Genomic DNA, 26,608 nt, shown 5'->3' on the forward strand with positions numbered 1-26,608 from the left:
ATAATACGAGTTATATTGTATATGGGGAAGTCTAAACTTTTTTACTTACGGTGTGGTGAAGCGTATATGTGGAGAACCAAAATTAAAAGAGAGTGGTTTATGAATTGATTAGATTGTATGTGGAATTAAGGAAAATAAAGGAGTAATATATAGTTATTAAGCTTATTGGTAGTTAAGTTAAAAATAAGGGGGAAAAGGAAATGGGGTTTTTCGATATATTTAAGAAAAAAAGAAATAAATCAGATGTTAATCTACAAGATTTATCAATAGAGAATGTGGAAGAGCATGTAGTTCATCAAGGCAATGTAAGTGCTGATGTCATAAATATAAATTCGAAAACAGTAGAAATGTTACATAGATCATTTATTGCATTTGATGTTGAAACAACAGGCCTTAATTCTGAATATGATAGGATTATTGAATTAGGTGCTGTTCGATTTATAGATGGTAAGCCTACAGAGGAATTTAGCACATTAGTAAATCCACAGATTAATGTACCGAGTGCTGCAACTAAAGTAAACCATATTACAAATCAAATGCTTAGTACAGCTCCAAAAGAGAATAAAGTTTATCCCAAATTATTAGATTTTCTAGGGGAGGCGTCTCAGAAAAAAATAATTATGTGTGCACACAATGCAAGTTTTGATTTTAGATTTCTTGTAAGTACATTGAAGAGAATGGGGATAGATGCAAGTTTTGCTTATGTTGATACTCTTAGTTTATCTAGAAAATATATTAAAGGACTTACAAATTATAAACAAGGTACAATTGAAAAATATCTTGGTTTAGCAAATGATAATGCACATAGGGCTATATCGGATGCTAAAATATGCGGCGAGATCCTTTGTAATATATTGTTAGAATTAGATGAGGAAATTAATGAACAAAGAAGAAATAAGGAAGGGACTAATCTTAGTGAAGAGGAACTAGAAATATGCGGATATATTCAAAAAATTATAAGAGATAATGGCGATGATGTAAGTTTGATAAGATATAGGAAGACCAGTGGAAACTATATTGATGTTTCGTGTCTATATTCATTTTTAAAATTTAAAATAGCTAAAAAGGGAAAATACATAATCATCGAAAAAAAGGCTACAAATGGAGTAGAGTTTTCACAAGAACCGTGCACTAAAAGTGAAGGTGGAAGTGATTTTGTAAGAGTATTTTTTGAAAGTCCTTTTGAGTTAAATAAATTATCTTCATATATAGTAAGTTCCTTTAAAGAATGTTATAAAGCTATGAATTACTATTTGGATAATGGAGAACGTGCAAGAAAATCTGCAGAAGAATGTATAGCAATGTTGACCAAAATTGAGGATGGCGAAATAGAAGGATTACTTTCTTTAGCAGAACAGAGAAGAAAAAATAATATAGCAATTAAACAGGAAAAGAAAAGAATAATTGAAGAAGAGCAAAGAGAGAAAGAAGAAAATAAAAAGATTAAAGCATTAGCGAAACAGAAAAAAGTGTCTGAAAATATAAATTATAATGGAGGTACATGTTCAAATAGAGAAAGATCTGGTAGAGGCATTATTCAACTAAATGATGATGGAACAATTATTAAAGAATATGAAACAATAGCATCAGCAGTTAGAAAAACTGGAATTAATTCTAAGAGCATAAGAGATGCTGCCAAAGGAGTACAGAAGCATGCAGGAGGATTCTGTTGGAGATACAAGGATGAAGTGATGAAAAACGAATAGATATTATTGGAGAGGATGAAGAACAAATGGGTATTTTAAGTAAATTATTTAAAAAGAAAGAAGCTGTTACGGCTGATAGATTTGCGAATAAAGTAAATAATACAAATTCTAAGAGCTTAAGTTTTAAAGTCAAAGAAAAAGTTTCAGTAGATGAGTCAGAAATCCCAGAGTATCAAGGGGATTATGCAAAAGCAATCTTTTTATATGCAATGTCTAAGCCAAGTCCAATAAAAAGGAATTCAGATTATGTGAAATATTTTTTGTATGAGTGTGGAATTAGAGAGCCTGCAAAGTATCATAAACAAATGATAGATGAAGGCTATTTAGAAGCTTCAAAAATAGAGGCAATTGTACAAGCTCTTAAAGTTGATACATTAAAAATAATTTTAAAAAAGTTAAATTTACCTGTTTCAGGTAAAAAAGCCATTCTAGTAAAAAGGGTACTTGATGTTGATAGTGCTGATATCTTAAAGGAATATTGTGATAACCAAACTTATTCAATTTCTGAGAAGGGTAAGATATTTTTGAAACAGCATGATGATTATATAAAGATTCACAAAAACCAAAATTGGGGGATATCTTGGAAAGAATATGATTCTTGTAAACAACCAGAATACAGCTTTTATGATACGATTTGGGGAATTCTTAATAAAAGAATAACTCAGGAAAGGACCTTGGGGCTTATGAGAAATGATTACTATAATATGTATGAAGTCCTTTGCCAAGAAGGTAAACGTAAGGCTGCCATAGAAATGTTACTAAGAGTATTATATTTAGACTTGAGTGGAGTTGATGGAATTCAGTATTGGGATTTGTATAGAGGTGGTGTATATAGTAAGAAAGAGATATTAGATACTTACGATGTTGCGGTAATGGTAGCACCTGGAATTATTCGTCCTATTGAAAAGTTTAAGGATGTATATGATGATGGTATGATAGAACGAATATATCAGCTTAAATTACAATTTTGCTGCTGTGATAAAAAATTATTTCTAAATATAGTACATTCTATTATTGATGGAACTTATGACGAGGAGACAGTTAAAGAAAAGGTAAAGGTTGCATATAGAAGAGCATTAAAAGAGAAGTTGAATATTAAATAACCTTTATGAATTACGATTAAACAAAAGATATTTTAAGGCAGGTTGTCTTGAAGTATCTTTTGTTGTATTTACATAGAAAAGAGTGATAAGATGGGTATTCCTGATTTTAAAAAATTATTTTAGATAATCCTAACACAAGGAAGTTTGAGACAAGTTATATAGCTGAAGAGGTATATAGATAGTTATGTAAACCACAAAATATTAATAAGATGAAAATAGCAAGTGATAATGGAAGATCAGCTTTATTTGGTGTAATAAATAATTTAGAAAATAAGTTTGGTAGTGCAAAAGGTAGCTTTGATTTTAATGATAGATTTGTGAGAAGTACTGTTGGCAAGATGATAAGAGAAATTATGATTAACTGTGGTTATGAGATTACTGGAATTAAAGATGAAGATTTAAACTGTAAATACTTCAGTAAGGCAGAAAAATATAAGTGGGAATCTAATAATTAAAATATAAATCTATAAAATGTATTGATGATATGTTTCGAGTTTGACTTGAGAAAAGGTCACTATTACATGTACAATCTGAAAAAAGGAGAAGGTAAGATGATACAAGAAGATATTTGCACTATTCCTAAGTGGAGTACATAAAAAAATAAATCCATGAATGAAATCTTAAGTGTACTGTATGAATAAATATATAAATGGACAAACTGTTCATTATGCAGTTATGGAACTATGAGTGAGAAACAATTAATTGCATATGATGCACTTTGGGGAGAAATGTTAAGGTGGTCAGATTTGGAGTATGAAAAGTTACCTGAACCATATAAAAGATTTGTTGACAAGTGGTCTTACAGATGAAAAATATATAGAATTCAATGTAAACAGCAGATTTTTCGAAAGGATTTGGATGAACCTTATCTAAGAAGATCAGGATTAAGATACCATAATAAAGTAGCATCTTGGTCTAAATCATATAGATTTGATAGTTTTAATCATGTATGCAATTCGGGAGAGTATTTATTTATCGAAGGAGATATTGATGAAAATTACGGTTTTGATGTAATGAAATTTTGTGAATTAATGTATCCATCAAGTGATATTTTATTTAGGTTGAGACATGAGCAGGAGATTATATTCCCAATAGATAAAAAACATGTTAAATCTAAAGAGTATATGGTATGTTCAGAATACATAAATAGAAAAGATAGCATGTGTATAAATTAAGATATGAGAATTAATAAGATAGGCTGATTTAGTCTATCTATTTTTTAGGTCAAAAAATTATGATAAAAATTTGAAATTGAAAATAATCTAGTGATAATACATGTTGGGCAAGTGTTGTCTTTTGCTTATGATACGGTGAACCGTATCTGTTGAGAACCCAAATTGAAAGATTAAAGATTTAATAATAAAAGTATAGTTGGGAGGGCTTGTTATAAGTCGCCTCCACCATGAAACCCTCGACAATACAGAAATGTGTTGTCGAGGGTTATTTATTTTAGAATTAAGAATAATGAACCGTATCATAAGTAAATGAGGTTTTTACTGAAGTTGTAAATGTAAAAAGTATATGATATTAAAACTCTTACTTGTATTAAATTACAGGTAAGAGTTTTTTATAAAGCAATTAAGCTATTGTAAAATGGCAACTTCATATATTTATTTAAAATAGAATAATATGGTATAATAAAAATGTGAAGTAATGAATAAATGTATTATAAGACGAGTTAGTTTGATTTTTAAACTATTCGATAAATTAGAATTTGTAGGGAAATGTATTATATCGTTAGATTTATTTATTCTCCTTTACGGCTTATTTAGATTGAAAAAAATTTCAAGATAGTTTTATGTTTGATTTTTTAATTTTTCATATGCATTAAACATTACTTTAAGTTCATTAGGAGTTTCGCTAAAATCATTGTCAATCATTGCTCGAATAAAGCTGTAAACGGAATATGCTATAAAATAGGAAAAATATTTTTCACCGCCAGCAACATCCTTTGGAATAAGAACTCTTCTAAATAACTCTTCAATTAGGTATAGCTTTCCTTGCTGTTTTATAGCTCGAACAAAATCCTGTTCAAAATAAAAGTATTTAATGAGGTAACTGCCAACGTCATTGGAAATCTCGGATTCAGTGCCAGCATTTTCACAATAATTTGCCCATTAAAGAAACATAAAGATAAATTAAGAGAAATATTATCGAGATCAAAACCGATGACTTTGGAACAAAGAATAACTAAACTTAATCAAGTAAATATAGGTTGGATTAATTATTACGAAATAGCAAAGTGCAAAGGGATTCTTGTTCAATTAGGTAAATGGATAAGACAAAGACTAAGAATGTGTATATGGAAACAATGGAAAAAGGTTAAAACAAGATATCAAAACCTTAAGAAATTAGGATTAAATCACTATCAAGCAATAAAATTCGCCAATACCCGTAAAGGATACTGACGAATAGCTAATAGTGCAATATTAAATACTACACTCACAAATCAATTCTTTAACGACTTAGGCTTGAAGAGCCTAACGCACCAATATATGAAAATTCATTAAACTTAAGGAACCGCCGTGTACAAGGTCGGTATGCACGGTGGTGTGAGAGGACGGAAAATAAAATAATTATTTTCCTCTTACTCGATTATTTAGATTTATTTAGCAGTATGTTTTCTGCGTTTTTTTATTACTGCAAATGCTGTCAAAGCACCTCCCGAAACAAAGAGCAACGCTACCCATAACATCATATCGTTGGTATCGCCCGTCTGCGGAGGAGTATTGGTTCCGGTTGCAGGAATTTTAACAGCCTGTTTCTTGTATCCGCAAACAGTACATTCTTCGTGTTTGGAACCATCAGCAGAAGCGGTTGCCTCTTTATCGATTACCCATTTGAAGCTGTGCGCTACCACATCAGACTTGTTGCCGCAGTCACATTCTTTCCAGTGGTTGCTTACGTTAGATTTCCAATCGCCGTAGCTGTGAGTATGCGGAACAGTCTTGTCATAGTTACAGGTATCACAGATGTTATCATCACCATATTTATGTGCTGTTTTTGCTATGATATCTTCACAGCGAGAGCATTTATACCAATGTTCGTCAGAGTCCTTTTGAAGCACACTGTGATCGTGTCCAAGTGGGTATATATCTCTTGTTTCGGTAAAGTCGCAAGCTATGCATTTGCGGCTTTCAGAACCTTTATCCTCACAGTTTGGTGAATTAGTTATTTCCCAGTCACTTAAAGAGTGTCCCTTTGCAGAGCCAGCATCTGTTCTTGTGTCGGTTTCATCGCAACGATCACATTTTGCAGTTTCCGTTCCGTCTGCGGTACACGTTGCGTTACCGTCTGAAATATAATTTGTAAAGCTATGTCCAAGTTTCGAAATAATTTCACTGTCTTTTGTTACTTCACAGTTTTTACAATGGATTGACTTACTTCCGTCTTCAGTGCAGGTCGGGGCTTTGTCAACAATAAAATCTGCCTCCCAATTATGTCCAAGTGGGTCTACATCTCTTGTTTCGGTAAAGTCGCAAGCTGTGCATTTGCGGCTTTCAGAACCTTTATCCTCACAGTTTGGTGAATTAGTTATTTCCCAGTCACTTAAAGAGTGTCCCTTTGCAGAGCTAGCATCTGTTCTTGTGTCGGTTTCATCGCAACGATCACATTTTGCAGTTTCCGTTCCGTCTGCGGTACATGTTGCGTTACCGTCTGAAATATAATTTGTAAAGCTATGTCCAAGTTTCGAAATAATTTCACTGTCTTTTGTTACTTCACAGTTTTTACAATGGATTGACTTACTTCCGTCTTCAGTGCAGGTCGGGGCTTTGTCAACAATAAAATTTGCCTCCCAATTATGTCCAAGTGGGTCTACATCTCTTGTTTCGGTAAAGTCGCAAGCTGTGCATTTGCGGCTTTCAGAACCTTTATCCTCACAGTTTGGTGAATTAGTTATTTCCCAGTCACTTAAAGAGTGTCCCTTTGCAGAGCCAGCATCTGTTCTTGTGTCGGTTTCATCGCAACGATCACATTTTGCAGTTTCCGTTCCGTCTGCGGTACAGGTTGCGTTATCATCTGAAACATAGTTTGTGAAGCTGTGACCTAATGCCTCACCGTATTCATTTCCGCAAGAAATGCAAATCGGTCTATGCACACAATCTACAGTGCCTCCAGTATGGTTATTGCAAATAAAATTCCCTGCGCCACTCAATATACCGTTGTTGATAAAAGTACCGTTGTTGATAATTGTACCATTATTAATAAGTGTGATCCCATCATTTATAACAAGAGTTTTCCCCTCTGGAATATTTAAAATTTTATCATTAACAATTTCAAATTCCTGATTGAGAACGGCGTTTCCATAAACCGTTGCATTTTCGTCAATAACTATAATACCTGAAAAATCAGTAACATCAGCAGTTACGCTATTTGTTTTGATAATGGCAGTTCCATCCGAAACAAGCTTAACATTATTTCCTTTTCCTATTCCGGCATTACCACCAATAGATTTAATGTTGCCGGCATTTATAATTATAGTTGATGAACCCCCACTTGTGCCAATACCAGCATCCCAACCGTTAGCAATTATTGTGCCTCCATTAATTGTTAAATTTGCAGTAATAGCACCATTATTTCGCGCGTTAAGCTGTATTCCTGACTCATAAGTTGCGCCAGTTGCATTCAAAGTACCGGTTCCGGCTTGCTGACCATAAATAATCAAATGAGATCCGTGAGCCGAATCATTATTTTCCACCGAAATGCAGGATTTAGTTTTAAGCGTTGCACCATCTGCTAATATTAGATGTACATTGCCACAAAATTCTAAACCGTCTAATTCTATATGTTCGTTTACTACATACCATGTTTCTGTGTTTGGTTCGCCAATTTTAGTTGTATTATTTGTTATTTTTTGAGCAGAATGAGTTTTTTCTGTAAATTTACCATCTTTATAATCAAGGTAAGTTATTTCAACAGTATCGGATTTCAAAACAAGATTCAGGGTACTATCTTTACCAATAGCGTAGTCCTGCAACGTATTTCCGTCCTCAAGTTCTCTTCCACCAAAAATCAGAATTTGTTGTTCTGATGGAATCCCCTCTTTGTCTTGAATCTTAATCTTTACATCTTCAATTCGGTCGGTTGGCTCTACTATTAACGTGATGTGCTTTCCTGTTAGTGTTTTCACAAATATTTGCATACTACCTATTGCAAACGCAGTTGTCGATATCATGTTGACAAACAACGTGAATACTAAAATGAAAGATAGAACGTTCGGTTTTCCTGCTTTTAGTTTCCTCATAAAAAATCCTCCTTCAAGTCACTCGAAGGAAGTGTGCATTTATATTCGTTCCTCCGAGGTATAAAATGTCCTCAGAGATATAAAATGTCCTCAGAGGTGTATATAATTATTAAAAATTATACCTCTTTTGGGGAATTTTTTCAAGTGGCTTCGATGAAAAACTACATTTCTCTATTGACTTTTTTCTCATACTATGATACGTGCAGAAATACTGAGTTTCTATTATTATCCGTAAATCAACTCCCGATTGACAATCTCTCTTGCACTCTCACGGATATGATGTAGTATAAAGTAGTGGACACATTAAGTCGAACTAAGTAAAATAATATTTAGTTAAGAAAGGATGTGTCCATTATGGGTAAGGGCAGACGATATGATTAAGAATATAAAGATATGATAGTAGACTTATTTAAGACAGGAATGAGCTTAGCAGAGCTAAGTAGCGAATATGGCATTGCAAAGTCAACAATTAATGGTTGGATTAAAAATGTAAAAGAAATTAAAGTAGATGAAAATGAAGTCATGACACTAAAAGAAGTTAAAGAATTAAAAAAAGAAGTTTCAAGGATTAAAGAGAAAAATGAAATATTAAAAAAGCTATGGCTATATTTGCAACAAGAAATTAGATAAAGTAATAGCATTTATATATAACAATAAAAGTAAGTATAATATTAAGACTATGTGTAACGTTTTAGGCGTAGCCAGAAGTAAATATTATAAATCTTTTGACAAAACTAAATGTGTAAAAAAAAGGAAGAGATATATAGAAATACATACCGTACCTTCGAAGAAGCTAATATGGCTATTTTTAAATATATTGAAGGGGGGTATAACAGAAAAAGGCTACACTCCTCACTAAATTACATCACACCACATCAATGTGAATTGTTAGCTAGAGGTGCAGCATAAAAAAGTTTGACTTTTTGTGTCTAAAATATTAACATAAGACCAATTAAAGAAACCTCACTTACTACTGATACGGAGAACCAAAATTAAAAGAAATTTATAAAATATTTGAATTAAGCCAATGATATTAAAAGTGTCATTGGCTTATCTATATTCTGTTAATATATATTATTGATTGTAATATCTTGCCAGTTGTTGGTGTTATTAAAAAGTTCGGGCATATTACCTAGAAATACTGATGAAGCTTCTTCATTATTCATTAAAGTATATAGAAACCATGCTGTCATATATCCATCAGCATTTGCAAGCATTTGGCCATGATCTGTATTTTTTCTTCTTGCCATAATCTTAATGATATTATCAGGTAGTGAATTGAAATTTTCTTCCAATGAAGAAAGTGGTGTAATTGTTTCTGAATCAACTTTTCCATCTCCTGCTACCATAAAGTATGGAATGTTTATTTTTGATACATCATAAGGCCATTTTAGTGCAACAGCTAGTTCATAATGAGTTGTACTTGCAGTGTATATAGATTTAAATATTTTGCTGTTTTCAAAATTAGTTGAAGCATTTATTGCTCCGACTCCCCCTTGAGAATGTCCTGCTACACCAATAGCATCTACATTTATTTTCTGATTAAAGACACTGTTGATATCATCATTTAAGGAGAGTATATGGTCGAGACTTTGAGATGTGGAATTTCCGTTCCATGATTCACCATCTTCATTTCCAACTACAATAAATCCCCATGATGCAAGATGTTCAAAAATCGCCTTATATTTAGAGGCTGGAACTCCTGTGCCATTTGCCATAATTACTACAGGATAAGTAGTTGTTTTTGACTCAATTTCAGATGGGTACCATATTTTAAATTTACCAATGTTTTTATTGATACTATCGTATTCAATAAAAGTAACATCATAATCACCTTTTTGTGTATACTTCTTTTCAAGCATACCAACAGCCTTTACTTTATTATAGTAATTATTATTTACCGCAACTGCTTTTTGAGATAGTTTTACTAAGAGAAAGAATATGCATGTAATAATAACAATTATAATTAGTGTAATTATTAATATTCTTTTTATTAGTTTCATTTGTTTTCCTCCTTGACAAAATAATGAGACAAGTGTATCATCTGATGATACTAAATTCAATAGATTTGAAAAAATGAGACAAATTACAGGAGGATGTATCATATATGAAGAAGAAAGACACTTCCTATGTGAAGGAACAAATAACTATGGCTTTATTAAGATTGATGGAAAAGAAGGAGTTTGACAGTATTAATATCACAGATATAGTAAAAGAAGCTATGGTGGGAAGAGCATCGTTTTATAGAAATTTCCAGGATAAAACGGATGTGTTAAAACAATATTTGATGCTTTTGATTAAGAATTGGGGGAAGGAATTTGAAGAAGTAGGAGATCCAAATTGGGTAAAAAGCCTCTTTGGGCACTATTATCAATATAAAGATTTCTATTTACTACTATATAGATGTAATATGTCTTATCTTATTTTCGATACTATAAAAGCTGTTAGTGGACCAAGGGTAGAACAGGATAATATTTCTGCTTATTTTAGTGCATGGTTTTGCGGAGGTCTTTTTGCTTGGATAGACCAATGGATTACTCGTGGAATGAGTGAAACGCCTGATGAGATGACTTTATTGCTTCAACAGATAGATAGGCAATCACATGGAAAATAGGATTTTTACTTATTATTTGGAGTGTTATTTAAAGGAGTTGATGAGTTTGGATACAGCAATAGAGAAAGCTAAACAAAAAATCGAGTACCTAAGTAGTCATGAAGAAACAATGAGAATTTATTATGAGAGAGAAAGATCATTACATGAACGGGCAAATATGATTAGTTCTGCTGAGATTAGAGCAGAAAAAAAGGCGAAATTAGAAATTGCTAATAACTTATTAGATGTCTTAGATGACGAAACTATAAGTATAAAAACAGGATTAAATATAGAAGAGATTAAAACATTAAGAGAAAATAAGTAGTAGGATAGGTGAAAAACTTATCCTATTTTTTGTAGAAAAATTATAGTAAAAACTTGAATTTGAAATATTGCTAATTATATTGTATATGGGAAAGTCTAAAGTTTTTTATATATGGTGCGGTGAACCGTACCATAAATAAATGATATTAAAAACAGCAGATACTTAAATAGCATTTCTAAGTCTATTTTTATGAATAAAATTTGTATTATAAGCAATTGGGAATACATGAAACATAGAAATTATTTATCAAATAAGGTATTGACAATAATAATTAATTTGAATAGAATATAGAAAAGTAAATTCTTTGAAGGAAAAAGTAGATATTATTAGTATCCAAAGCGAGTAGGGGTGGTGAGAGCCTATGAGAAAGGTAATATTGAAGGACATTCTGGAGATGCTTATTTGAAATACAAAGTAGGATAAGACGGGTATCCTCCGTTATAGGGACTTGAGATGATAATGTATTAATACATTGTTGAATTAGGATGGTACCGTGAATATGCATTCACTCCTATTGGGAGTGGATGCTTTTTTATATATAAAAGAGCTCATTATATATAGTGTATTGTCTTAATTTAATTAAACATTATTAAAAAAGGGTGGTACCGCAAACAATTTGCCCCTTGAGTTTTTTACTCAAGGGGATTATTTTTTTGGAGGTAAAAAATGAAGAGAAGATTAATAAGTGAATTAAATGGTTTTATAGATAAAAAAGTATGTGTACAAGGATGGGTTTATAAATTTAGACGATTAAAGTTTATTACATTTATAATTATTAGGGATAGATCTGGCTTAGTTCAATGTATAGTAGATAATAATAAATTTAATATATCTGAAATTGGTATAGAATCTGTAGTATCTATAATTGGAAAGGTTAAAGAAAGTAATAATAAATTAAACCCATTTGAAGTTGATGTAGAAGACTTAGAAGTTATTAGCAAGGTAAAAGATGAGCTTCCAATAGAAGTAAATAAAGAAAATCTAGAAGTGAATTTAGATATAATGCTTAATAATAGGATATTAAGTTTAAGACATCCGAAAATAAATGCTATTTTTAAAGTGCAAAATTTAATAGTAAATTCATTTAGAGAATTTCTAAATAAAGAAGGATTTACTGAAATTAATACTCCTAAAATTGTTAAAGAAGGGGCAGAAGGTGGTACAGAAGTTTTTGAGGTTAAGTACTTTGAGGAAAAAGCTTATTTAGCGCAAAGTCCTCAGTTTTATAAACAAATGATGGTTGCTTCAGGCTTTGAAAGAGTATTTGAAGTAGGTCATGCTTATAGGGCAGAAGAGCATAATACTAATAGACACCTTAATGAATATATAAGTATGGATTTGGAAATGGGCTTTATTGAAGATGAATCCGATATTATGGATTTAGAAGAAAATCTATTAAAATATATAATAGAATCATTAAAAATTAGTGGTAAAGAGTATTTAGATTTATTGCAAGTTGAACTACCAGTAATTAATAATAAAATCCCTAGGATTAAATTTCAGGAAGCAATTAATATATTAAAAGAAAATTATAATAAACATGATTTAGAGGGAGATTTAGATCCAGAGGCAGAGAAGCTTTTATGTAAATATATAAAGGAAAATTTAAATAGTGATTTTGTGTTTTTAACTAATTATCCAAGAAAAAAGAGACCTATGTATACAATGCCACTTGGAGAAGAAGGAACGCATAGTTTTGATTTATTATTTAAAGGAATAGAGATTACTACAGGTGGTCAAAGAATACATGATTATAAAATGTTAGTAGAAAATATGAAGTATAAGGGATTAAATCCAAATAACTATGAAAGCTATTTAGAAATATTTAAGTATGGGATGCCAAGGCATGGAGGATTAGCAATTGGACTAGAGAGGATAACTGCTAAATTTTTAGGATTAGAAAATGTAAGAGAAGCAACATTGATCACTAGAGATAGGAAAAGACTTGTACCATAATATTAATTTAAAATAATTGAAAGAAATTGTAGTGTAAAAGTATTTCTACAAAATTTTGTATAATATATAATATCGTTAATAATAAACTTTATAGATAATGAAGGACACTTAATTGTTAACCAAGGAAAGGAGATAAGAGCCTTTTTTAATTTACTTATAACAAGGTAAAGTGTATCTATGGAGATTCAAAATTATTTTATATATAAGAACTTTTACTATTTATAGAAAAATAATTAAGTTTTTATTTAGGGGTAGATTTTTGCGTTATTCTTTGGAAAGCATATTAGGAATAAATTTAGTAAAATCTGCCCTATTTTTGATAAAAATATATTTAAAACTGAATAAAAAATAATTCTTATAAGTAAATATTATATATTAAAAAATTATTGAAATAAAAAAATCAGTATATTAATATAAGTCTGTGAAAAAAGTATATATAAGTTTAAGCTAAATAATTTTATACAATTTTAGAGTGAGATTTATAAGCAGTCTCTTAGTGTTTTATTATATGAAGGAAGGGAGAATAAGAGATGAGACATAGAGCATTAATAACACTAAGAAAAAGTAAAACTTTTATTGTAATGTTAATAGTAATTATGTGTACTATTATTTTTCCGAAAAATGTAAGTGCTGAGGAAAACAAAATAATTAGAGTAGGATTTCCAACTGTAAGTGGCTTCACTGAAAAGAAATATGGAGAATACACAGGATATGCCTATGAATATTTAAGAGAGATATCCATATATACAGGTTGGGAATATGAATTTGTAGAAAAGAACATTGAAGAACTTTTGGAAGACTTACGAAATGGTGAGATTGATATTTTAGCAGGAATGATTAAAAATGAAGCGACTATGCAGATTTATGATTTCCCTAAATATGATTCAGGTATGACATATACTACTTTAGCAGTTTTAGACAATAATAGTTTTGATGAATCAAAATACATTATATTAGACGGAATGAAAGTGGGTTATCTTGAAAAAAATGTGAATGGCCAAAAAGATTTTAAAGAATTCTGTGAAGAAAATAAGATTAAAGATATTGACCTCATCTCATATTCAGGTGGTAATGGAAGACCTTTTCTGTTAGAGAAAATGAAGGATGGAGAAGTAGATGCTATTATAGGAGGAGACTTAACTGTAGATAGTAACGAAAATGTTATTGCTAAATTTGGAGGAAAACCACATTACTTTGCTACCACCAAGGGAAATTCAGAAGTTATAGAGGGATTAAATAGAGCTATTTATAAAATTAAAGACGATAATCCCTATTTTGACCAAACACTTTATAGTAAATACTTTGTGAATAATTACAATAATAATTTAGTAATGACTAAAGGTGAGGTAAATTATATAAAACATATGAAGCCAATAAGGGCAGCATATGTTGATGGTTTAATGCCAATTCAATATTATGATGAAGATTCTAATCAACCAAAGGGAATTTTTGTTGATGCTATGAATTTAATATCTGAAAGATCTGGTATTAAATTTGATTATGTTAGAGCTAAAACCTATAATGAAGCATATGAAATGATGAGAGATGGTAAAATTAATATAATTATAGGGGCTGTAAATGATTATTCAATCGCAGATAAATATGATTTTATGCTAACAAAAGTATATTTAGATTTTGAGGTATTAAAAGTAGTAAATAACGAAAAAAACAACAATGAAGTTAAAGAGATAATTGCTTTGCCTATAGGGCATGATCATCTTAATTTAACTGGTGAATACCAAATTAAATATTATAATAATATGGAAGAATGTTTGAGGGCTGTTGATGAAGGCGTAGTAACATCAACTTATGGTAACAGTTATTCTATCTCTAATTATAGTGCAGTAGGATACTATAATAATATAAAAGTTATTTATACTGGAGAGGAAAGCGAAATAGCAGTAGGAATATCTAATAAAATGGATAGTTATGCAAGAGATATTCTTAATAAAGCTGTGTATAGTTTATCCGATAAAGATATAGAAAATATTGCTCAGAAGAATACCTTAAATATTAAGCATTCTATTAGTATAAAAGATTTTTTCTATAATAATTTAGTTTTATGTTTAAGTATAATTAGTATAGTCTTAATTATAATTTTTACATTAATTTATATAATATTTAAAATGAGGTTTAATAAAATAAAGGAAGATAAGCAAAGATTATTTGAAAAAACACAGATAGATTCATTAACAGGAGTTTACAATAGAGAAGCCTGTGAGAAATTAGTTATGGAATATTTAAATGAAAAAGATGTATCATTATATTGTGCATTTATCATCATAGATATAGACTATTTTAAACAGATAAATGATCGCTTAGGACATAAGGTAGGAGATGATTTATTAGTAGATTTTAGCAAAATATTAAAAGAGTCTTTTTCAAATACGGATATTGTTTCTCGTTTAGGAGGAGATGAATTTATCGTTTTTATAAAAGATATTGAGGAAAATAATATAGGGGATATTGAGGAAACACTAAAGAAAGTATGCAAACTAATGGATAAGGAAATAGAGTATAATGGTATTAACCAAAGGATATCACTTAGTTTAGGTTGCGTTATGACGAAATTTAATATAAACTTTAATGAATTATATACTATTGCCGATGAAACACTCTATGAAGTGAAGCATAATGGCAAGAATGGGTATAAGATTAAAGATATTAATTAACAAAAAAATAGGAAGTGTTTTTATGATTAACATATTAGGTCAAGTTATGGTTTATGTATATAACCAAGATGAAGCAGTAAAGTTTTGGACTGAGAAAGTAGGTTTTACTGTTATATCAGAAGAAGATAATGGTGAAGGGATGAGGTGGATTGAAATAGCACCTAAAAAGGAGTCACAAACAACTATTGTACTGCACAATAAAGAATTAATTGAAAAAATGAATTCAGGAATTAATTTAGGAACTCCATCATTATTGTTTTTCACTGAAGATATAGAAAAATTATATAAAAAGTTAACTAATAATAATGTAACTGTAGGAGAAATAATAAATATGCCTACAGGTAAAACTTTTAATTTTGCAGATAGTGAAGAAAACTATTTTGCAGTAATTGAGAAGTATAAGATATAATTTTAATTTAGAACAAAAGGTTTGATTTAAAAATATAAGCCTTTTGTTTTATTTTTCTTAGATATAGTATAATTATTTTAATTTAATGATGCTAATAATAAAATTAATTTTATTAGTTCATTAATTATAGATAAGTTTTTATTATTTTAGTAAAAAAATAATGTTGAAATAATAATAGAAGTATGATAATATGTGTTTGTAAACATATTCGATATATTGGTAGGATTGTTACTGGTAAGGCAGGCAAAACTTATAGTTTAAAGGAAAGGACTATAATTTTTGCCTGCTTTATTTTTGTTAGAAAGGAGGACTAACCTATGAGAATCGAAAAAATACTAAATAATAATGTTGTAACATCACTAAATGAAAATAATGAAGAAATTATAGTAATGGGTAGAGGCATAGCTTTTAGAAAGAAGTGTGGAGATATTATCGTAAAAAACAATATTGAAAAGATATTTACACTATCAAACCCTAATGTAAACAATAAGTTTATAGAGCTTATTAGTAGTATTCCACTTGAGTACACAGTAGTTTCAGAAAAAATAATTAGATATGCTAGGGCGGAAATAGGGAAAAAGCTAAACGACAGTATTTATCTTTCCTTAACGGACCATATCTATAATTCTATTCAAAGACAGAAGAGTGGAATAGTTGTTACTAATGCACTTACTTGGGAGACTAAGAGGTTATATAAGGAAGAATATAATGTAGGTCTTAAGGCATTAAAAATTATTAACGAAGAGTTTGATATTAATTTACCCCCTGATGAGGCTGCTTTTATAGCTTTACATATAGTAAATGCAAGCTTAGATGAAGAAATGCCGATTTTAATGGATATGACGAGGTTAATTCAAGAAATTTTGAATATAGTTAAATATAATTTTAATATAGAGTTCGATGAAGAATCCTTAAGTTATCATAGATTTGTTACACATTTAAAGTTCTTTGCACAAAGGTTATTTAATAACAAAACTATAAATGATGAAAAGGATAATGACCTATTTGATATGGTTAAAAATAAATATAGTGAAGCGTATAAATGTGTTTTAAAAGTTCAGAAGTTCATATTAGAAAAGCACAAATACAAATTAACTAAAGAAGAGATGTTATATTTAATAATCCATACTCAAAAATTAGTAAATAGAAAGTAAGGATTATTATTAATATATAAAATTTAAATAAGGGAGTTGATATGCTATTGGCAAGGAGGCTAATAGGAAAACTACAGGATTGTTACTGGTAATGCAGGCAAAACCTTCAATTATAATTTATTGGAGGAATGAAAATGGAATTTGAAAGAATAGCAAAAGAAGTATTGGAGAACGTTGGAGGAGAATCTAATGTTGCTCACGTTACACATTGTGTAACAAGATTGAGATTTAATCTTAAGGATGACTCAAAGGCAAATCCTGATAAAATTAAGAAAATTAAAGGGGTAATGGGTCAAGTAAACAATGGAGGTCAATTCCAAGTTATTATTGGAAATGATGTATCTGATGTTTATAAGGAACTATTAAAGTTAGGTAATTTTAAAGGTTCTAATAGCTCAGAGGAAGAAAAGGTCAAGAAGAAAGGCGTAATGTCAGCAGTACTTGATACAATAGCAGGAATATTTACACCTATGATTCCAGCTATAGCAGGGGGAGGTCTATTAAAGGCATTCCTTGGATTATTTGTAGCTATAGGATGGATTTCTAATGAATCACAAGTATATTATGTACTTAATTTTATAGGAGATGCGGCATTCTTCTTTATGCCAATCTTATTAGCATATACAGCTGCAATTAAATTTAAGACATCACCATTTATAGCAATGGTAATAGGTGGGGCATTGTTACATCCAAATTTTACAGCGTTAGTAGCAGCAGGTGAACCAGTTAAGTTTTTAGGTCTATCAATTGGATTAGTTAACTATAGTTCATCAGTTATACCTATAATTCTTATAGTTTGGTTAATGTCTTATGTTGAAAAATTAATTACTAAGATTGTACCAAAGCCACTTAGAATAGTATTCGTACCACTTTTAGTTCTTACTATAACTGCACCTATAGGCTTAATTGCAATAGGAACATTAGGAACTATAATTGGGGACATATTAGCTAACATAATTATGTATATAGACACTAAAGCACCTTGGGCACTTCCTTTTGTAATTGGAGGAATTAATCCACTGCTTGTTATGACAGGAATGCATTATAGCTTTTATCCAGCGCTATTTACACAACTTACAACTCTTGGATATCAAACAATTATTCCAGGATCTTTTACATCAAATGTAGGTCATGGAGCAGCAGCTTTAGCAGTTAGTATTAAGAGTAAGAACTCAGACTTAAAGCAATTAGCATCATCAACTGGATTTACAGCACTTTTAGGTATTACTGAACCAGCTATGTATGGTGTTAATGCAAAGCTTAAAAAACCTTTATATGCAGTAATGATAGGTGGTGCTATTGGAGGACTTTATGCAGGTATTACATCTGTTAGAGCTTATGGACCAGGTGGATCAGCATTCACAGGACTTGCTAATTATATAGGACCAGATACTAAAAGTTTAGTAAATATATTAATTGCAGTAGCAATTACTTTTGTAACTACTTTTGCACTTACTTGGATATTAGGTTTTGAAGATGAAGTTGAAGAAAAGGAAGAAAATGCAGTTAAGGAAGTAAAGACTTTAAAAAATAAGATTTCTATAAAGTCTCCAATGAAGGGAGAAGCAGTACCATTATCAGAAGTAAATGATGCAACATTCTCAGAAGAAATAATGGGAAAAGGTATTGCAATAATTCCAACAGATAACAATGTAGTTTCACCTATAGACGGAACTGTATCAATGGTATTTAACACAAAACATGCAATTGGACTAAAATCTGATGATGGAGCAGAAATATTAATTCATATTGGATTAGATACGGTTAAATTGGACGGAGAACATTTTACTACCTTTGTAAATAGTGGAGATAGAGTAAAGGTTGGAGATAAGTTAGTAGAAGTTGATATGACCGCAATCAAGGAAAAAGGATTTGATACAATTACTCCTATAATAGTAACAAATACTAGTGATTACTTAGATGTAATTGGAAATGATGTAGCTTCTGTTAATGAAGGAGATGAAATCATAACAATTATATAACTAATGATTAGGAGGAAAATATATGAGTAATAATATAGATAAGTTTCCAGATAACTTCTTATGGGGAGGAGCAGTAGCTGCAAATCAATGTGAGGGAGCATGGAATGTAAATGGTAAAGGTGTAAGCACTGCAGATGTAGCAACAGCAGGTTCAGTTAATACACCAAGAGAATATACAGAAGGTATTATTGAAGGTAAGAACTATCCTTCTCACGAAGCTATAGATTTTTATCATAGATATAAAGATGATATAAAGTTATTTGCAGAAATGGGATTTAAATGTTTCAGAACTTCAATAGCATGGACTAGAATATTTCCAAATGGTGATGAATCAGAACCAAATGAAGAGGGATTAAAGTATTATGATAATCTTTTTGATGAATGTTTAAAATATGGAATTGAACCAGTTGTAACTATTTCTCACTATGAAATGCCATATGGTTTAGTTGAAAAGTATGGAGCTTGGAGAGATAGAAAATTAGTAGATTTTTATCTTAATTATTGTAATGTTATATTTAATAGATATAAGGAAAAAGTTACTTATTGGATGACATTTAATGAAATTAATGTAATAACACTTCATCCGTTTATTCCAGCTGGATTAAGAATAAGTAAAGAAGAAAATAAGGAACAAGTAATATATCAAGCAGCCCATCACCAATTTATAGCTAGTGCAAAGGCTGTTAAGTTAGGTCATGAAATTAATCCTAATTTTAAAATTGGATGTATGGTAGTTTACCCACTAGCATATCCAGAAACTTGTAATCCTGATGATGTTTTAGCTGCAAATAACTATATGAATAAACATTATTTCTTTAGTGATGTTCATGTAAAGGGGCATTATCCAAACTATATGAAAAAATACTTTGAAAGAAATAATATAAATATAGAGTTTCAAGATGGAGACGAGGAAGTATTAAAGTTAGGAACTGTTGACTTTATTGGCTTTAGCTACTATATGACATTAGTTGTAAGTGGAAATACTAAAGGTAAGACTCTTACTGAGGGAAATATGACAAAGGGTATAAAAAATCCATATCTAAAGGCTTCAGATTGGGGATGGCAAGTAGATCCTGTAGGATTTAGAATATCTTTAAACAATTTATATAATAGATATGAAATTCCTTTATTCTGTGTTGAAAATGGGCTTGGAGCTGCAGATACAATAGAAGATGACGGATCAATTAATGATGATTATAGAATAGAATATTTAAGGGAACATATAGCTGAAATGAAAAAGGCTATAACTATAGATGGAGTAGAAATGATAGGTTATACACCTTGGGGATGCATTGATTTAATTAGTGCAAGTACTGGGGAAATGAAGAAACGCTATGGCTTCATCTACGTTGATAAGAATAATGATGGTACAGGAACCCTTGAAAGAAGAAAAAAGAAATCCTTTGATTGGTATAAGGAAGTTATTAAATCAAATGGAGAAAATCTATAAAGTTGGTTAATAACAAAATCCTCAAAGTAGTGTAATGACTGCTTTGAGGGTTTTCTTTTTTGTATTGTGGTATAATACAATTAATTGATTATAGTCATGGTAATAATGAGAAATGAAAAGAAAATATTATGAATTTGAGGGGATTATATGGATGCTTTACATGTTGTTGAAAGAATTGATGAACTATTTAATATAAGAAATAAAGAAATATATTCTAATGAATCTGGAATTACATACAATGCAGATAAGAAAGTTAACGAAATAGGATACTGTGTTAATCTAACTCTTGAAACTGTAGAGGAAGCAAGAACTCATGGAGTAGATATGATGGTGACTCATCACGATGCATGGGATGAAATACATGGATTAAGCTAGGTAGTTTTATGATAGAGCTTCAAACACCTAAAAATGGTGATACATTTAATAAATGGAGTTCCTTAAATTCTGGACCAGTTCATTTAGCCTTTATGGTTGATAATGTAGAAGAGGAATATGAAAGAATTAAATCTTTAGGACATAAGGATTTTAAATTAAAAAACGGCGAAATAGTTTATAAAGTACTTGGACAGAGTTTATTAAAAATAAAGGCTCCAGAAGGAACTGAAATAGAGATGAGAGATACTGATATTACATAAAGTTTATTTATAATAGTATTTTCTATATACTTTAAATATTATGTTGAGGCAGTATAAGGAGATTTAATATAATGAAAAATTTAAAGGTTGGATTAATTCAACAAAAAGCAATAGCAAATAATATAAATGATAATTTAGAATTAGGATTAAAATATGTAACTGAGGCTAAAAGATTAGGAGCAGATATAGTTCTTTTTCCTGAGATGTGGTCAAATGGGTATAATCCTCCTTATGAAGATGCATTTGATAATCCACTAGATGAAAACTATGAAAATGAACGAAAAAAATGGCTTGCTGAAGCAGTTGATGAAGAAAGTGAGTATATTAAATCATTTAAAAGGATTGCTAAAGAATTAGAAATAGGAATTGTAATAACATATCTTTCTAAAGGGAAAAATAGACCTCAAAATACAGCTTTAGTTATTGATAAAACTGGGGAATTTTTAATGAAATATTCAAAGGTACATACTTGTGACTTCTCCTTAGAAGGATTACTTGAAAGTGGTGATGAGTTTAAAGTATGTGACTTCTGTGGTGTTAAACTTGGAATAATGATTTGCTATGATAGGGAATTTCCTGAAAGTGCTAGGATTTTAATGTTAAGAGGGGCAGAAATAATACTTGTACCTAATGCTTGTGATATGAATCCAGCGAGAATAAATCAATTATCTACTAGAGCCTTTGAAAATATGACGGGTATAGCAATGGCTAATTATCCAGGAGACAACTGGGAAAATTCTTGTGCATATAGTCCTATAGTTTTTGATGATAATGGGAATTACATTGATAATAAAATTATTTCAGCCAATGATATTAAGGAAGATATAGTAATTGCTGAATTTGATTTAGAGAGTATTAGAAACTATAGAAAAAGTGAAACCTGGGGAAATGCATATAGGAAGGTTAAGGCATATAAAGATTTATTAGATCCTAAGGTTGAAGAACCTTTTATACGATAAAATAATAATATTCAAAAGAGATGTTGTCACACAATGGAAAATTAAGAATGAATAATAAAAAATTAATGAAAAAACTCCCGAAGGAGTTTTGAAAAGGAAATAATTTTAGTAATTCTGTAAGGATTACATCAATAATTATCAATTTTAAGTTTTAATTCTTAATTTGGTCTGTTTGTGAGACAGCCTCATTAATATGTTTAAATTTAACAAAGTTATTTAGATTCTTTTTTATCTTCCTAAAGTTGTACACGTTCTTCAAAGCTAACTTCTTTATATACTTGATGTAGCATCCATATATAAGAGAATTCATCACTGAATATGGCATTTGCTACTCCGTAGTCAGGAAGCTCTGTTAATGGCTGTATTTCTTTACAACCTTCATTTAATGCTTTAGAATATGTTTCCTTAATATCTGGTACACTAATATTAAACCAAATAGGTTTAGGATCATCCTGAGTTGGTGCAATTAATCCAAATTGAGGACTTTCATCTAACATATGAAAACGAACTCCGTAAAGGGTAAATACAACTTCATTTTCACCTTTAGGAAGCTTAGTGGCCTCCACAACTTCTATTTCAAATATCTTTTTATATAATTCTAAAGCTTTTAAGCTGTCTGAAACAACCATATCTATTTCTACTCCAACCATGTTAATTCACTCCTTTTGTAAATAAATTTATTATGCCAAGCAACAATTAATGAAAGTTTTAATATCAAAAGAAGTAATTGATAATCAAAATATTCATTACAAATCTATATAGATAACTATTAGGAAAATGTTGGTATAATAAGTATTTTAAATCAGTATATCATAATTATAATCAAAATCAATAAGTTATAATGCTATATATTAGATTTATAAGAAGTATAAAAAACTAATAAAAAGAGTTCCAATAATTAGAACAGAATTTTATGGTGTATCCTATTAAGTGATTATTTGATTTTTATAGGTTATATATTTTTATCTTTTTGAAGAATACTATTTCTAAAAGGAGAATTATAGCTATGAAAGTAAAGTTAGTATGTCAAAGAGATAATGAAACAAAAGAAGTGGATTTGCCTATGAATGAAGAGGATTTATTAAGGATTCAAGGAACTGTACTTGATAGAGATACTTTAGGATATGTAGCAGGAATAGGTGTAAAATATTATGATGAGCAAGGAAAAGAAATAGAGAATATATTCCTCTTAAATAGAAAGTTGAAAAAGAAGTTAGATAGATTCGATTTTTAATTATCCATTTAAAGTTTAGGTTATGATAAAGACTTTAGTTAGATAAAACTATATCTAGAAATGTGTATGTTAAATATTTTTAGATATAAATTAAAATAAAATTAACAAAATAGTTGAAATAATTAAATTTAATACAGTTTTGTGTTATATAAATGCCTGTTTATATGTATATTAAAGAGATTATTTGTCGATTATTGAAATAATAGATTTACAAGTATAAAATATTATTGTATAATAAATTTCGTTGTAAAATAGAATACAAAAAGATAGAGGATGCAGTATTTAAAAGTAAGTTTGTGGAGTTTAAGCAAACAGAGAAGCAAGCCAAAAGGAAAAACTGCCGAAACATATGGTTGAAAGCTTTAAGACTATATAGTTGGGGTTATGTAGAATATACATAACACTGTCATAAATTTATTTATGGTGAGCTATCATGATGGGTATATTTTATTATTTAAAAATTGATTTATAAACATTTCTCAATTTATAAATAATACAGTGGAAAATATAGTCTTGAGTGATTTGCTTCACTCAAGACTTTTTTATGTATTACGAAATGAGGAGTGATAGTAATGAATTTAGCAAGTTTAAAGAAAGGCTTAGCTAAAAAGAAATCAGGGGAAGGGTTTAAAGTCCCACATACCCTAGTTATTATAAGTATAATACTAGTAATTGTTGCAATAGCTACTTATATAGTGCCTGGAGGCTCATATGAAAAAATAGTAAATGAAGCTGGTAAGACAGTAGTTGTAGATGGATCATTTAAGTATGTAGATAGCAATCCACAAGGAATATTTGCTTTATTACAAGCACCTATTCAAGGAATTATAGCTGGTGCTGAAATAATAGCATTTTTATTTGTAGTAGGTGGATCATTTAATATAATTACAAGAACAAAAGCAATAGATTTTGGAATAGTTCGTATAGTTAATGTATTTAAAGGAAAAGAAATACTAATAATACCAATACTATTCACTATATTCTCTCTAGGTGGAGCGGTATTTGGAATGACTGAAGAAGCAATTCCATTTATTACAATGATGGTACCATTAGTATTAGTACTAGGATATGATAGTATAGTTGCAGTAGCTATTACATATTTAGCTTGTAATACTGGATTCGCATCAGCAATGCTTAATCCATTTAATGTTGGAATAGCTCAATCAATAGCAGAATTACCAATGTACTCAGGAATAGGATATAGAACTATAGTATGGATAGTATCAACAATAGCATCTATAATATTTATTATGTTCTATGCTAATAAAATAAAGAAAAATCCTAAGTTAAGTCCTGTTTATGAAAGTGATGAGAAAAAGCGTCAAAGTTTATCTAGTGTTGAAAATATAGATGATAAAATTTCATTATCTCATAAGATAATATTGTTCTTACTTCTAGCATGTATAGGTATAATAATATGGGGAGTATTAGCAAAAGGATTCTGGATAACTGAAATAGGATCAGTATTCTTAGCAATAGGAATTTTATCAGGAATAATAGGAAGACTATCTACTGATGAAATGGCAGATGCATTTATACAAGGTGCAAAAGATATGATAGGTGCAGCAATAATGCTAGGATTTGCAAGAGCTATACTAATCATAGCAGAGAATTCTAATATAATAGATACTATCTTATTCCGATTAGCAAACATTATAGGTACTATTCCTGGAATATTAGCATCATACATAATGCTACCAGTACAAATGATTATTAATTTCTTTATAAGCTCAGGGTCGGGGCAAGCGGCATTAACTATGCCAATACTTGCACCGCTTGGAGATTTAGTAGGTATATCTCGTCAGTTAACAGTATTAATATTCCAATTAGGAGATGGATTCTCAAATGCAATGTTCCCAACATCAGGAATATTAATTGCTTGTATAGGACTTGGAGGAATTCCTTATTCCAAATGGTTAAAATGGATATTACCACTACAAGCTATACTATTTACACTTGGAATAGTATTTATAACAATAGCTCAAGTAATTGGATGGAGCTAACAAGTTATTAGTTTTTTATAAAAATGTAAAAGAAATAAAATTTAAGCCAATGATATTAAAGTTATCATTGGCTTATACTTTTTTTTTATAAAAACATTGTTTGCATTAAGAAAATAAAACAAATTGACTAGTAACATTTTGATATAATAATTATAGGACAAAATAGAACTTAAAAAGTCGGGATATGAACCTTTTATGATGATAAGATTAGATTAACGAATTGCAAGGGGAGTAAAAAATATGGAATGGATTGAAAGTATTAGAGAAGCTATTTCCTATATTGAAGATAATATTACGAAGGATATATCAATAAAGGAAATTGCAGATAAGGTAAATATTTCTCCTTTTTATTTTCAAAAAGGATTTGGAATGTTATGTGGATATTCCCTAAGTGAGTATATTAAGGGAAGAAGACTTGCACTTGCCGGTAGTGAGGTTTTATCTACTGATGAAAAGATTATAGATATTGCAATAAAGTATGGATATGATTCTCCAGATAGCTTTACTAAAGCTTTTACAAGATTTCATGGAGTTACACCATCAGCAGTTCGAAAAGAGGGTGCAATGATAAAGTCCTTTGTTGCCCTTAAAATAAAATTTTCATTGGAAGGTGGATATATAATGGACTATAAGATAATTGAGAAGGATGAATTCAAAGTTATAGGAGCATATAAGAAATTTAAATATGATTCAGCATTTGTAGAGGTGCCGTCATTTTGGAATGAGCATATTTCACAAGGAAAGCTAAATGATATATGTGGAATGTATGGTATTAACATTGATGAAGAAATGGGTGGTAATGAGTTCGAGTATCTTATTGCAGAGGATTATTCAAAAGAGAAGGAAGATATGGAAGGATATATAGTTAAAACAATTCCTAAGTTCACTTGGGCTGTTTTCCCTTGTTATGGACCTGGCCCAGAATCAATTCAAGAAACTAATAAGAAAATATTTTCAGAGTGGTTACCAAACTGTAGAGATTATGAAATTGCTGCAGGTTATAATATAGAAATGTATAATGATCCAAGTAAGTATGAAAATGGAGTTTTAGATAAGAATTACTATAGTGAAGTTTGGATTCCAGTAAAGAAAAAATAGTGTTTAACTAAGATATTAATATATAGAATCTATTTTTAGATAAAATTAATCCATAAGGGTTTAATATTTTAATATAATTTATTT

21 protein-coding genes, 3 pseudogenes and 1 other annotated feature are annotated in these 26,608 nt (G+C 29.9%); of the genes and pseudogenes, 21 read left to right on the plus strand and 3 right to left on the minus strand.

The genetic code is table 11. The features are described from left to right. The first annotated feature begins 200 nt into the window (after positions 1-200). From GPX08_RS00205 to GPX08_RS00225, 5 genes are all read left to right on the plus strand, one after another. Positions 201-1,706 carry a hypothetical protein gene (locus GPX08_RS00205; RefSeq protein ID WP_156624242.1) on the plus strand — a complete coding sequence of 502 codons (1,506 nt, stop codon included), beginning with the start codon at positions 201-203 and terminating at the stop codon, positions 1,704-1,706. Positions 1,707-1,732: 26 nt separating this feature from the next. After that, positions 1,733-2,809: a hypothetical protein gene (locus GPX08_RS00210; protein WP_156624243.1), complete on the plus strand. Its 1,077-nt coding sequence runs from the start codon at positions 1,733-1,735 to the stop codon at positions 2,807-2,809. A gap of 209 nt (positions 2,810-3,018) precedes the next feature. Then, the gene (locus tag GPX08_RS00215) at positions 3,019-3,264 is read left to right on the plus strand and encodes a hypothetical protein (RefSeq protein WP_156624244.1); all 246 of its coding nucleotides are present in this window, start codon (positions 3,019-3,021) and stop codon (positions 3,262-3,264) included. 399 nt (positions 3,265-3,663) lie between these two features. Beyond that, positions 3,664-3,984 carry a hypothetical protein gene (locus GPX08_RS00220; protein ID WP_156624245.1) on the plus strand — a complete coding sequence of 107 codons (321 nt, stop codon included), beginning with the start codon at positions 3,664-3,666 and terminating at the stop codon, positions 3,982-3,984. Positions 3,985-4,809: 825 nt separating this feature from the next. Continuing rightward, positions 4,810-5,217 carry a hypothetical protein gene (locus tag GPX08_RS00225; protein ID WP_156624246.1) on the plus strand — a complete coding sequence of 136 codons (408 nt, stop codon included), beginning with the start codon at positions 4,810-4,812 and terminating at the stop codon, positions 5,215-5,217. A gap of 2,525 nt (positions 5,218-7,742) precedes the next feature. On the opposite strand, the pseudogene GPX08_RS00230 reads toward GPX08_RS00225, so the two are convergent. After that, a pseudogene (locus GPX08_RS00230) lies at positions 7,743-7,952 on the minus strand (hypothetical protein); the annotation flags it as partial. A 495-nt stretch (positions 7,953-8,447) separates the two neighbouring features. Between GPX08_RS00230 and GPX08_RS00235 the strand changes: the two are divergent. Both GPX08_RS00235 and GPX08_RS00240 read left to right on the plus strand, forming a co-directional pair. Beyond that, positions 8,448-8,684 (plus strand): hypothetical protein, encoded by a 237-nt coding sequence (locus tag GPX08_RS00235; protein ID WP_156624247.1) that lies wholly within the window; start codon positions 8,448-8,450, stop codon positions 8,682-8,684. Between the two features lie 108 nt (positions 8,685-8,792). After that, positions 8,793-8,963, plus strand: a complete 171-nt coding sequence (locus GPX08_RS00240) for an IS3 family transposase (protein ID WP_156624248.1) — start codon at positions 8,793-8,795, stop codon at positions 8,961-8,963. A 155-nt stretch (positions 8,964-9,118) separates the two neighbouring features. Here GPX08_RS00240 and GPX08_RS00245 read toward each other — a convergent pair whose 3' ends face one another. Then, complete coding sequence (locus GPX08_RS00245; RefSeq protein ID WP_156624249.1) at positions 9,119-10,057, minus strand: alpha/beta hydrolase; 939 nt, start codon at positions 10,055-10,057, stop codon at positions 9,119-9,121. Between the two features lie 104 nt (positions 10,058-10,161). Between GPX08_RS00245 and GPX08_RS00250 the strand changes: the two genes are divergently transcribed. From GPX08_RS00250 to GPX08_RS00300, 11 genes and pseudogenes are all read left to right on the plus strand, one after another. Beyond that, positions 10,162-10,668: a TetR family transcriptional regulator gene (locus GPX08_RS00250; RefSeq protein ID WP_156624250.1), complete on the plus strand. Its 507-nt coding sequence runs from the start codon at positions 10,162-10,164 to the stop codon at positions 10,666-10,668. A 46-nt stretch (positions 10,669-10,714) separates the two neighbouring features. Then, on the plus strand, positions 10,715-10,972 hold the full coding sequence (locus GPX08_RS00255) for a hypothetical protein (protein ID WP_156624251.1): 258 nt from the start codon (positions 10,715-10,717) through the stop codon (positions 10,970-10,972). Between the two features lie 295 nt (positions 10,973-11,267). Next, positions 11,268-11,488: a binding site (T-box leader), on the plus strand. 150 nt (positions 11,489-11,638) lie between these two features. Next, the gene (gene aspS / locus GPX08_RS00260) at positions 11,639-12,928 is read left to right on the plus strand and encodes an aspartate--tRNA(Asn) ligase (RefSeq protein WP_156624252.1); all 1,290 of its coding nucleotides are present in this window, start codon (positions 11,639-11,641) and stop codon (positions 12,926-12,928) included. 530 nt (positions 12,929-13,458) lie between these two features. Further along, the gene (locus GPX08_RS00265) at positions 13,459-15,600 is read left to right on the plus strand and encodes a diguanylate cyclase (RefSeq protein ID WP_156624253.1); all 2,142 of its coding nucleotides are present in this window, start codon (positions 13,459-13,461) and stop codon (positions 15,598-15,600) included. 22 nt (positions 15,601-15,622) lie between these two features. Further along, positions 15,623-16,009: a VOC family protein gene (locus GPX08_RS00270; RefSeq protein WP_156624255.1), complete on the plus strand. Its 387-nt coding sequence runs from the start codon at positions 15,623-15,625 to the stop codon at positions 16,007-16,009. A gap of 317 nt (positions 16,010-16,326) precedes the next feature. Next, positions 16,327-17,163 (plus strand): PRD domain-containing protein, encoded by an 837-nt coding sequence (locus GPX08_RS00275; RefSeq protein ID WP_156624257.1) that lies wholly within the window; start codon positions 16,327-16,329, stop codon positions 17,161-17,163. A gap of 134 nt (positions 17,164-17,297) precedes the next feature. Then, positions 17,298-19,145: a PTS beta-glucoside transporter subunit EIIBCA gene (locus GPX08_RS00280; RefSeq protein WP_156624259.1), complete on the plus strand. Its 1,848-nt coding sequence runs from the start codon at positions 17,298-17,300 to the stop codon at positions 19,143-19,145. Positions 19,146-19,167: 22 nt separating this feature from the next. Beyond that, positions 19,168-20,595 carry a 6-phospho-beta-glucosidase gene (locus GPX08_RS00285; RefSeq protein WP_156624261.1) on the plus strand — a complete coding sequence of 476 codons (1,428 nt, stop codon included), beginning with the start codon at positions 19,168-19,170 and terminating at the stop codon, positions 20,593-20,595. Positions 20,596-20,742: 147 nt separating this feature from the next. Continuing rightward, positions 20,743-20,964: pseudogene (locus tag GPX08_RS00290) on the plus strand (Nif3-like dinuclear metal center hexameric protein); the annotation flags it as partial. Then, positions 20,952-21,230 (plus strand): annotated as a pseudogene (locus GPX08_RS00295) (VOC family protein); the annotation flags it as partial. The pseudogenes GPX08_RS00290 and GPX08_RS00295, both read left to right, overlap by 13 nt. Positions 21,231-21,301: 71 nt before the next feature. Continuing rightward, the gene (locus tag GPX08_RS00300) at positions 21,302-22,189 is read left to right on the plus strand and encodes a carbon-nitrogen hydrolase family protein (RefSeq protein ID WP_156624263.1); all 888 of its coding nucleotides are present in this window, start codon (positions 21,302-21,304) and stop codon (positions 22,187-22,189) included. A gap of 236 nt (positions 22,190-22,425) precedes the next feature. Here GPX08_RS00300 and GPX08_RS00305 read toward each other — a convergent pair whose 3' ends face one another. Continuing rightward, positions 22,426-22,839 carry a VOC family protein gene (locus tag GPX08_RS00305; protein ID WP_156624265.1) on the minus strand — a complete coding sequence of 138 codons (414 nt, stop codon included), beginning with the start codon at positions 22,837-22,839 and terminating at the stop codon, positions 22,426-22,428. A 356-nt stretch (positions 22,840-23,195) separates the two neighbouring features. Here GPX08_RS00305 and GPX08_RS00310 point away from each other — a divergent pair, with 356 nt between their 5' ends. The 3 genes from GPX08_RS00310 (at position 23,196) to GPX08_RS00320 (ending at position 26,524) form a co-directional block, all read left to right on the plus strand. Continuing rightward, positions 23,196-23,423, plus strand: coding sequence for a hypothetical protein (locus GPX08_RS00310; protein WP_156624267.1), 228 nt, complete (start codon positions 23,196-23,198; stop codon positions 23,421-23,423). Positions 23,424-23,995: 572 nt separating this feature from the next. Continuing rightward, on the plus strand, positions 23,996-25,426 hold the full coding sequence (gene yfcC / locus GPX08_RS00315; RefSeq protein WP_156624269.1) for a putative basic amino acid antiporter YfcC: 1,431 nt from the start codon (positions 23,996-23,998) through the stop codon (positions 25,424-25,426). A gap of 240 nt (positions 25,427-25,666) precedes the next feature. Next, entirely contained in the window at positions 25,667-26,524 is an 858-nt protein-coding gene (locus GPX08_RS00320; RefSeq protein WP_156624271.1) for an AraC family transcriptional regulator, read from the plus strand. Positions 26,525-26,608 lie beyond the last annotated feature (84 nt).

It is taken from the genome of Clostridium tertium (assembly GCF_902652255.1).
Lineage (GTDB): Bacteria > Bacillota > Clostridia > Clostridiales > Clostridiaceae > Clostridium > Clostridium tertium_A.

Excerpts from the sequence above, each read along its gene's own strand:
- GPX08_RS00205 (WP_156624242.1), top strand. The coding sequence starts at position 201 with ATGGGGTTTTTCGATATATTTAAGAAAAAAAGAAATAAATCAGATGTT.
- GPX08_RS00210 (WP_156624243.1), top strand. The coding sequence starts at position 1,733 with ATGGGTATTTTAAGTAAATTATTTAAAAAGAAAGAAGCTGTTACGGCT.
- GPX08_RS00215 (WP_156624244.1), top strand. The coding sequence starts at position 3,019 with ATGAAAATAGCAAGTGATAATGGAAGATCAGCTTTATTTGGTGTAATA.
- GPX08_RS00235 (WP_156624247.1), top strand. The coding sequence starts at position 8,448 with ATGATAGTAGACTTATTTAAGACAGGAATGAGCTTAGCAGAGCTAAGT.
- GPX08_RS00240 (WP_156624248.1), top strand. The coding sequence starts at position 8,793 with ATGTGTAAAAAAAAGGAAGAGATATATAGAAATACATACCGTACCTTC.
- GPX08_RS00245 (WP_156624249.1), bottom strand. The coding sequence starts at position 10,057 with ATGAAACTAATAAAAAGAATATTAATAATTACACTAATTATAATTGTT.
- GPX08_RS00250 (WP_156624250.1), top strand. The coding sequence starts at position 10,162 with ATGAAGAAGAAAGACACTTCCTATGTGAAGGAACAAATAACTATGGCT.
- aspS (WP_156624252.1), top strand. The coding sequence starts at position 11,639 with ATGAAGAGAAGATTAATAAGTGAATTAAATGGTTTTATAGATAAAAAA.
- GPX08_RS00265 (WP_156624253.1), top strand. The coding sequence starts at position 13,459 with ATGAGACATAGAGCATTAATAACACTAAGAAAAAGTAAAACTTTTATT.
- GPX08_RS00270 (WP_156624255.1), top strand. The coding sequence starts at position 15,623 with ATGATTAACATATTAGGTCAAGTTATGGTTTATGTATATAACCAAGAT.
- GPX08_RS00275 (WP_156624257.1), top strand. The coding sequence starts at position 16,327 with ATGAGAATCGAAAAAATACTAAATAATAATGTTGTAACATCACTAAAT.
- GPX08_RS00280 (WP_156624259.1), top strand. The coding sequence starts at position 17,298 with ATGGAATTTGAAAGAATAGCAAAAGAAGTATTGGAGAACGTTGGAGGA.
- GPX08_RS00285 (WP_156624261.1), top strand. The coding sequence starts at position 19,168 with ATGAGTAATAATATAGATAAGTTTCCAGATAACTTCTTATGGGGAGGA.
- GPX08_RS00300 (WP_156624263.1), top strand. The coding sequence starts at position 21,302 with ATGAAAAATTTAAAGGTTGGATTAATTCAACAAAAAGCAATAGCAAAT.
- GPX08_RS00305 (WP_156624265.1), bottom strand. The coding sequence starts at position 22,839 with ATGGTTGGAGTAGAAATAGATATGGTTGTTTCAGACAGCTTAAAAGCT.
- GPX08_RS00310 (WP_156624267.1), top strand. The coding sequence starts at position 23,196 with ATGAAAGTAAAGTTAGTATGTCAAAGAGATAATGAAACAAAAGAAGTG.
- yfcC (WP_156624269.1), top strand. The coding sequence starts at position 23,996 with ATGAATTTAGCAAGTTTAAAGAAAGGCTTAGCTAAAAAGAAATCAGGG.
- GPX08_RS00320 (WP_156624271.1), top strand. The coding sequence starts at position 25,667 with ATGGAATGGATTGAAAGTATTAGAGAAGCTATTTCCTATATTGAAGAT.